At 47.3% G+C, this 565-nt stretch carries 1 pseudogene; it reads left to right on the top strand.

Annotated features, from left to right (window positions below):
- Positions 1–565: pseudogene (locus CIK04_RS25045) on the top strand (MFS transporter); the annotation flags it as partial.

Here is a 565-nt window from a genome sequence, read left to right as displayed (position 1 = left end):
TTCATCAACCTTGCCGCTGGCTTATTTCATCTGCCGTTCTTCCTTTTTTCAGCGTCAGCAGGTGTAGCTGGCATGATCAAATACGAAAAGTCTTGGTTTATTCGCAAGGTCAAACTGTTTGAAATCGCCATTATGTTGCTCGGCGCTATCGGTTTTATTACCGAGAGCTACACCATCTTATTGCTGCTGTTGTTTTTGATGGGCACACAGTCGGCATTTTTTGGCCCGGTCAAATATGCGCTACTGCCACAGCAACTGAAACAAGAAGAGCTCGTCCCCGGCAACGCTTTGGTTGAAGCGGGTACTTTTATTGCTATTCTCGTCGGTACATTAGGCGCGGGTATTATTGCCTCACACGAGCAAGCAAAATACGTTGCCTGTCTTTTTGTGTCGTTATCTTTGCTGTATTCGGCTATCTCGCCAGCAGAGCAATTCCCGTCGCGCACGCCTGCGCGCCAGAGTTGAAATTTCGCTGGCAGCCTTATCGTCAAACGAGACACACAATTGCCATCGCGAAATCGGATCGTGTTGTATATCAATGTATTATGGCGATCAGTTGGTTTTG

The sequence above is a fragment of the Vibrio sp. 03_296 genome (assembly GCF_002265885.1).
Note: the sequence above shows the minus strand (reverse complement) of the source record. Positions and strands in the feature narration are given on the sequence as shown.